Below are 5,723 nucleotides of genomic sequence, written 5' to 3' on the forward strand. Positions count from 1 at the left end.
CGTCCAGGATCGAGCCCCGGGTGGCGGGCTGCACCACCTGCTGCACGTGGTTGCCCGCCGCCTCCTTCTGGTACTCGTCGCCATTGCGCACCTGGAGATACCACAGCCGCCCGCCCAACGTCAGCAGCAGCGACATCACGAGAACCTGTATCCCCACTAACCGGATCGTGACCCGGGGCGTGCGCCCGGTCTCCGGAATGTTGCTCACTCCGCCCCCGCCCTCCACCCTCGTCCTCAACCCCTTGCCCCCAGGCAGAGGTTATGCGTCCCAGGAGGTCACGGGACAGGTTCGCAAGGACGTGCGGGGGAAGGTTTAAGCCTTTTCTCATCGGGCCTCATCAGGCCCGCCACCAGCGCTACCCTCGCGCCGTGACCACCCTTCACGAGACCTGGGCCCCCACCGCCACCGGAGTGCTGCGCCTGCCCTCGGGCAGGCTCGTGCGTGGCAGGGGGCTGCGCAAGCCGCTGCCGGAGGGACCCGTGCCCTCCTTCGCGCTCCATCTGCTGGGCCATGAGCCGCCCGCCCCCGACTGGGAGACGCGGTGGCTCCGCTGGCCCGACTTCCGGCTGCCGGCCGACCGCCCCGCCGCGGCCGAAGCGCTGCGCGAGGTCTGGGAGCGGGCGCGGACCGAGCGCGTCGAGGTCGCCTGCGGCGGCGGCTACGGGCGCACGGGCACGGCCCTGGCCTGTATCGCGGTGCTGGACGGGGTGCCGGGCGGCGAGGCGGTGGCCTACGTCCGGGCGCACTACGCCGCACGCGCCGTCGAGACACCCTGGCAGCGCCGCTATGTCGCCCGCTTCTCCGGCTGACGCGTGAACGCCGCCCCCGCCGCCCGCCCCCGCCGCGCTCCGGCCGCGCGGTTGACGCGTGAACGAGGGTGGCACGGGACCGGACGGTGCGGGACGCTTGCCGGTGTCAGCGCGACGGCGACGACGGACGACGGGGGACGGACACGATGACGCCAGCGAAGGGAACGGGAGAGGGAACCGGAAGGCTGAGCGAGCCGGAGCCGGGCGTGTACCGGCTGGACGCCGAGAGGTCGAGCGTCCGCTTCGCGACGCGCGCCGTGTTCGGCCTGACCCCCGTACGGGGGTCCTTCGACATCGAGAGCGGCCACATCACGGTTCCCGGGAACGTCGCGGAAACCTCGGTCGTCGCGGTGATCAGTGCCCGCAGCTTCCGGAGCGGTCTCGCCAAGCGGGACCACCACGTCCGCTCCGCCGACTATCTCGACGCCACCGCGTACCCCTCGATCACCTTCCGCAGCACGGGACTCGACCGCGAGGCCGACGGCGGGAGCGGCGTGAACGGGGGAAGCGGCGAGGACGACGCGGTGACTCTCCACGGCAACCTCACCGTGCGCGATGTCACCGCCCCCGTCGAGCTGCGTGTCGCGTCCGTCGCGACGGACGGGGCCCGCCTCCTCGCCCACGCCTCGGCCGTCGTCGACCGCTACGCCTTCGGCGTCACCAAGGCGAAGGGCATGACCGGCCGACGGCTCACCCTCACCCTGGACATCGTGGCCGGACGCTGACGAGGGGTGGCGCGCCCCCGCCCGCCCTCCTTGGTGACGCGGGGGCTCGGCGGCTCAGAGCGGGACGAGCGTGACCTCGGTCGCCTTGACGCTCGTCCAGACGGCGACCCCGTCGGCGAGGCCCAGCTCGGCGGCGGCCCCCGGGGTCACCTCCGCGATCAGGTCGGGGGCCCGTTCGGAGGCGACCAGGACGCGCAGTCGGCTGCCCAGCGCGGTGATCTCCCGGACGGTGCCAGGCCAGACGTTACGGGGGCTGCCGCCCGGCTTGTCCCGGTGCACCGAGACGGCCTCGGGCGCGATGACCGCCAGCGCCTCCGTCCCCTCCTCCAGCGTGTCGGCGACCACGAGACGGCCGCCTCCCGTGAGCGCGAGGCCGCCTCCGGAAGCGGTTCCGGGCCACGCGTTGCTGCCGAGCATGCGGGCCACCCACGGGGAACGGGGATGGCGCGTGACCTCGGCGGGCGGGGCGTCCTGGAGCGTGCGGCCCTCGTCGAGGACGAGGACGCGGTCGGCCAGCGAGACGGCCTCGACCGGATCGTGGGTGACGATCAGGCAGACGCCGCCGAAGCCGTCGAGATGGGTGCGCAGCGTGTGCCGCACCTGGGCGCGCGTCGTCTGGTCGAGCGCGGCGAGCGGCTCGTCGAGCAGCAGCAGCCTCGGCCGCGCCGCCAGCGCGCGTGCCAGCGCGACGCGCTGCGCCTGGCCCCCGGAGAGCTGGGCCGGGCGGCGGCGCGCGAGATGGCCGACGCCGAGGCGGTCGAGCCACCCCTGCGCGGCCCGGCGCGCCTCGGCACGCGGCACGCCCTGCGCCCGCAGCCCGTACGCCGTGTTGGCGAGGGCGGTCTGACGGGGGAACAGCGCGCCGTCCTGGGGGACCCAGGCCACCCCGCGCCGGTGCGGGGGCAACGAGGTGACGTCGTCGTCGCCGAGCCGGAGCGTGGCGCGGGCGCGCGGGGTGAGGCCGAGGAGGGCGCGCAGGAGGGTGGTCTTTCCCGCGCCGTTCGGGCCGACGACGGCGACGGTGGTACCGGCGTCGGCGTCGAGGGTGAGCGTGGTGAAGCCGGTGACGTCGGTGTGGAGGGGCCAGCGGGAGGGGGCGGCGGGGAGCGCGTAGGCACCGTCGCGGGGTTCCGCTTCTGCCTCCGCTTCCGGCCCCGGCCCCGGCCCCGGTCCCGGATCGTGCGGTGGGCGCAGGGACGGGGGCGCGGAGTCCGCCGGTACCGCCTCCGGCCGCCGGGGACGGGCGCCCCGGGCGCTCGCCGCTGCGCTTCCCGTCCACCGTCCGCGCATGCCGATCAGGACGGCCATGGCGATGGCGAGCAGCAGCAGGGAGACGGACGTGGCGGCCTCGGGCTCCTCCTGGAGGAGCAGATAGACCTGGAGGGGGAGCGTCTGCGTGGTCCCGGACAGGTTGCCGGCGAAGGTGATGGTCGCCCCGAACTCGCCGAGGGCCCGCGCCCAGGTGAGCGCGGCGCCCGCGGCCAGCCCCGGGGTGACCATGGGCAGCGTGACCGTGAAGAACACCCGCACGGGCGAGGCGCCGAGAGAGGCGGCGGTCTCCTCGTAGCGTGGTCTGAGCCCGGCCAGGGTGCCTTCGAGGCTGATGACGAGGAACGGCATCGCGACGAACGTCGCGGCGACGACGGCGCCCGAGGTGTGGAACGGGAGCGTGACGCCGAAGGTGTCCTCCAGCCAGGGCCCCAGCAGCCCGCGACGGCCGAAGCCCAGGAGGAGCGCGACACCGCCAACCGTCGGCGGCAGCACCATGGGCAGCAGCACCAGCGAGCGCACCAGGGCCTTGCCGGGGAAGCGCGCCCGCGCGAGCAGCCAGGCCAGCGGCACCCCCAGCACGAAGGAGAGCGCCAGGGCCCAGCAGGAGACGACCAGCGAGAGGCGCAGCGCCTCGGTGACGCCGGGGCTGGTCAGATGGCCGCCCAGCCCTGACCACGGGGTACGGGCGAGGATCCCGAGCAGCGGCAGCAGCAGGAACCCGATCGCCAGCAGCGCGGGCACGGTCAGCGCCAGGGGAGCTCGGGCACCGGGGACACGGGGACCGCGGCGGCCGGAGCCGGGGATACGGAGGCTTCTCATCGGGGTCCCTGGGTGGGGCGTACGGGGGGCACGGCCGGGAGCGAGGGGGCCGGGGTCAGGGCTTCTGGAAGCCGCCGTCCCGGAGGATCTTCTGCGCCTCGGACGAGCCGAGCCACGCCACGAACTCCTTGGCCTCCTTCTCGTGTTCGGAGGTCTTGAGGGTCGCGGCAGGGTAGCTGGCGACGGCGTTCTGGTCGTCGGGGACCGTGACGGCCTCCACCTTGCCCGGCGCGGTGGCGGCGTCCGTCTTGTAGACGATGCCCGCGTCGGCCTCGCCCAGCTCCACCTTGCTGAGCACGGCGCGGACGTTGGCCTCCTCGGAGACCGGCTTGACGTCGATCTTCTGCGCGTCGAGCACCTGCTTGCTGTAGCGGCCGACGGGCACCTCGGGTGCCGCGAGCACGACCTTCAGCTTGCTGTCCGCGAGGTCCTTGAGGTTTTCGACCTTCTTCGGGTTGCCCTTGCCTGTGGCGATCACGAGGCGGTTCTTGGCGATGACCTCCGGGCTGCCGGTGTCGGAGGAGAGCCCGTCCATGGTCTTGGTGTCGGCCGTGACCAGCGCGTCGGCGGGGGCGCCCTGCTTGACCTGCGCCGCGAGTTCCTGGGAACCGGCGTAGGAGAACTTCACCTTCGTGCCCGGGCGCTTCTTCTCGTACGCGGCGCCCGCTGTCTTGAACACATCGGTGAGGGACGAGGCGGCGAGGACGGTCAGTTCGACCTTGGGCGCGTCGCCGGAGGCGCCGGACTCCGCGCCTGTGTTCCGCCCGCCGTCGTCGCCGCTGCCGCAGGCGGCCAGCGGGGTCAGGAGGGCCGCGGTCACGAGCGCGGCAGCGGTGCGTCGTCCGGTGGAGGCGAAGGACATGGGGAGGGAGCTCCTCGGGGTGGTGCGGGCCGGGGCTTGCCGGTCGCGACGGATGGGACGGACGGACGCGGGCCGGAACGGTCGCGCGCTGGACGCTCGCGGGCCGGGACGGCGACGCCGCGTCGGGGGCCGGATCAGGGCCGGTCGATGTGCACGCTGGTGGATTTCACCCTGGCGGTGGCCTGCATGCCGACCTCCAGACCCAGTTCCTCGACCGCCTCGCGGGTCAGCAGCGACACGAGCCGGTGCGGCCCCGCCTGGATCTCCACCTGCGCGGCGACGTCGCCCAGCTTCACCGCGGTGACGATGCCGGGGAAGGCGTTGCGCGCCGAGGTGTACGAGGCGTCCTCCTCGCCGTTCCCCGCCTGGCCGACCTCGACGGAGAAGGCGGCGAGGTCCCGGCCGTCGATGAGGCGGCGCCCGCTCTCGTCGCGGTGCGTGGCGACCCTTCCCGCGTCCGCCCAGCGGCGGGCCGTGTCGGGGCTGACGCCGAGCAGGCGCGCGGCCTGGCCGATCGTGTAGGACTGCATGTGCGACAAGGTATGCCGGTTTACCTAGCATGTGCAACGCATTGGGAGATGCTACGCAGCAGATGCGATCCCCCTTGGAGAAAGGAACAGGGCGCCCGCGTGCATACTCGTGGGTAGCAACAGCCGCATGCGCCGGACCGCATGCGCCGGACCGTGGACGTCGGGACGGCGCGAGCCGAGCAGGGGAGAGAAGCATGAGCCAGGGCAAGAAGACCGCCGAACGCTTCCGGGGCGCCGTCGAGAAGCGGGACCTCTCCGCGTTCGCGGACCTGTTCACCGAGGACATCCGCCTCTACAGCCCGGTGAAGTTCACCCCGTTCGAGGGCAGGGACATGGTCCTCGGCCTCTTCGGCGTGCTGCTGCACACCTTCGAGGACTTCCGCTACGTCGGCAGCTTCGAGGGCGCGGCCGAGACGAGCCACGATGGTGTCGAGACCCCGGCGGAGATCCTGGAGTTCCGCGCGACGGTGAACGGCAAGCAGATCCACGGCATCGACCTGCTGCACTTCGACGAGGCGGGCCTGATCAAGGAGCTCGCCGTGATGGTCCGCCCGCAGTCCGCCGTGCGGGCGCTCGGTGACGCGGTGCTCGACGGACTGATCGCGGACGGCCTGGTGCCCGCGCCCTAGTCTTCTGAGTCGGGAATTCTATTCATATTGGTAGGGTTGCTGTGTGTCACGTACGGGACGGCCGAAGGCCGAGTTG

7 protein-coding genes are annotated in these 5,723 nt (G+C 73.2%); 3 read left to right on the top strand and 4 right to left on the bottom strand.

What is annotated here, in order from left to right; all coding sequences use genetic code 11:
• Positions 1-208, bottom strand: a 208-nt coding sequence (locus ACYVOO_RS10150; RefSeq protein ID WP_461015312.1) for a hypothetical protein, incomplete at its 3' end; no start/stop codon positions are given.
• A gap of 161 nt (positions 209-369) precedes the next feature.
• Here ACYVOO_RS10150 and ACYVOO_RS10155 point away from each other — a divergent pair.
• A complete protein-coding gene (locus ACYVOO_RS10155) occupies positions 370-810 on the top strand; it encodes a protein-tyrosine phosphatase family protein (protein WP_461015313.1) in 441 nt (146 codons plus the stop codon).
• 146 nt (positions 811-956) lie between these two features.
• Complete coding sequence (locus ACYVOO_RS10160; RefSeq protein ID WP_461015314.1) at positions 957-1,535, top strand: YceI family protein; 579 nt, start codon at positions 957-959, stop codon at positions 1,533-1,535.
• Positions 1,536-1,589: 54 nt separating this feature from the next.
• Here ACYVOO_RS10160 and ACYVOO_RS10165 read toward each other — a convergent pair whose 3' ends face one another.
• The 3 genes from ACYVOO_RS10165 to ACYVOO_RS10175 all read right to left on the bottom strand — a co-directional run bounded on the left by ACYVOO_RS10165 (position 1,590) and on the right by ACYVOO_RS10175 (position 5,018).
• Positions 1,590-3,626 (bottom strand): ABC transporter permease, encoded by a 2,037-nt coding sequence (locus tag ACYVOO_RS10165; protein ID WP_461015315.1) that lies wholly within the window; start codon positions 3,624-3,626, stop codon positions 1,590-1,592.
• Between the two features lie 55 nt (positions 3,627-3,681).
• Positions 3,682-4,488, bottom strand: a complete 807-nt coding sequence (gene modA, locus ACYVOO_RS10170; protein ID WP_461015316.1) for a molybdate ABC transporter substrate-binding protein — start codon at positions 4,486-4,488, stop codon at positions 3,682-3,684.
• Positions 4,489-4,622: 134 nt separating this feature from the next.
• The gene (locus ACYVOO_RS10175; RefSeq protein WP_453350344.1) at positions 4,623-5,018 is read right to left on the bottom strand and encodes a TOBE domain-containing protein; all 396 of its coding nucleotides are present in this window, start codon (positions 5,016-5,018) and stop codon (positions 4,623-4,625) included.
• A 194-nt stretch (positions 5,019-5,212) separates the two neighbouring features.
• Here ACYVOO_RS10175 and ACYVOO_RS10180 point away from each other — a divergent pair, with 194 nt between their 5' ends.
• A complete protein-coding gene (locus tag ACYVOO_RS10180; RefSeq protein WP_461015317.1) occupies positions 5,213-5,647 on the top strand; it encodes a nuclear transport factor 2 family protein in 435 nt (144 codons plus the stop codon).
• Positions 5,648-5,723: the final 76 nt, after the last annotated feature.

The organism is Streptomyces daliensis (genome assembly GCF_054782395.1).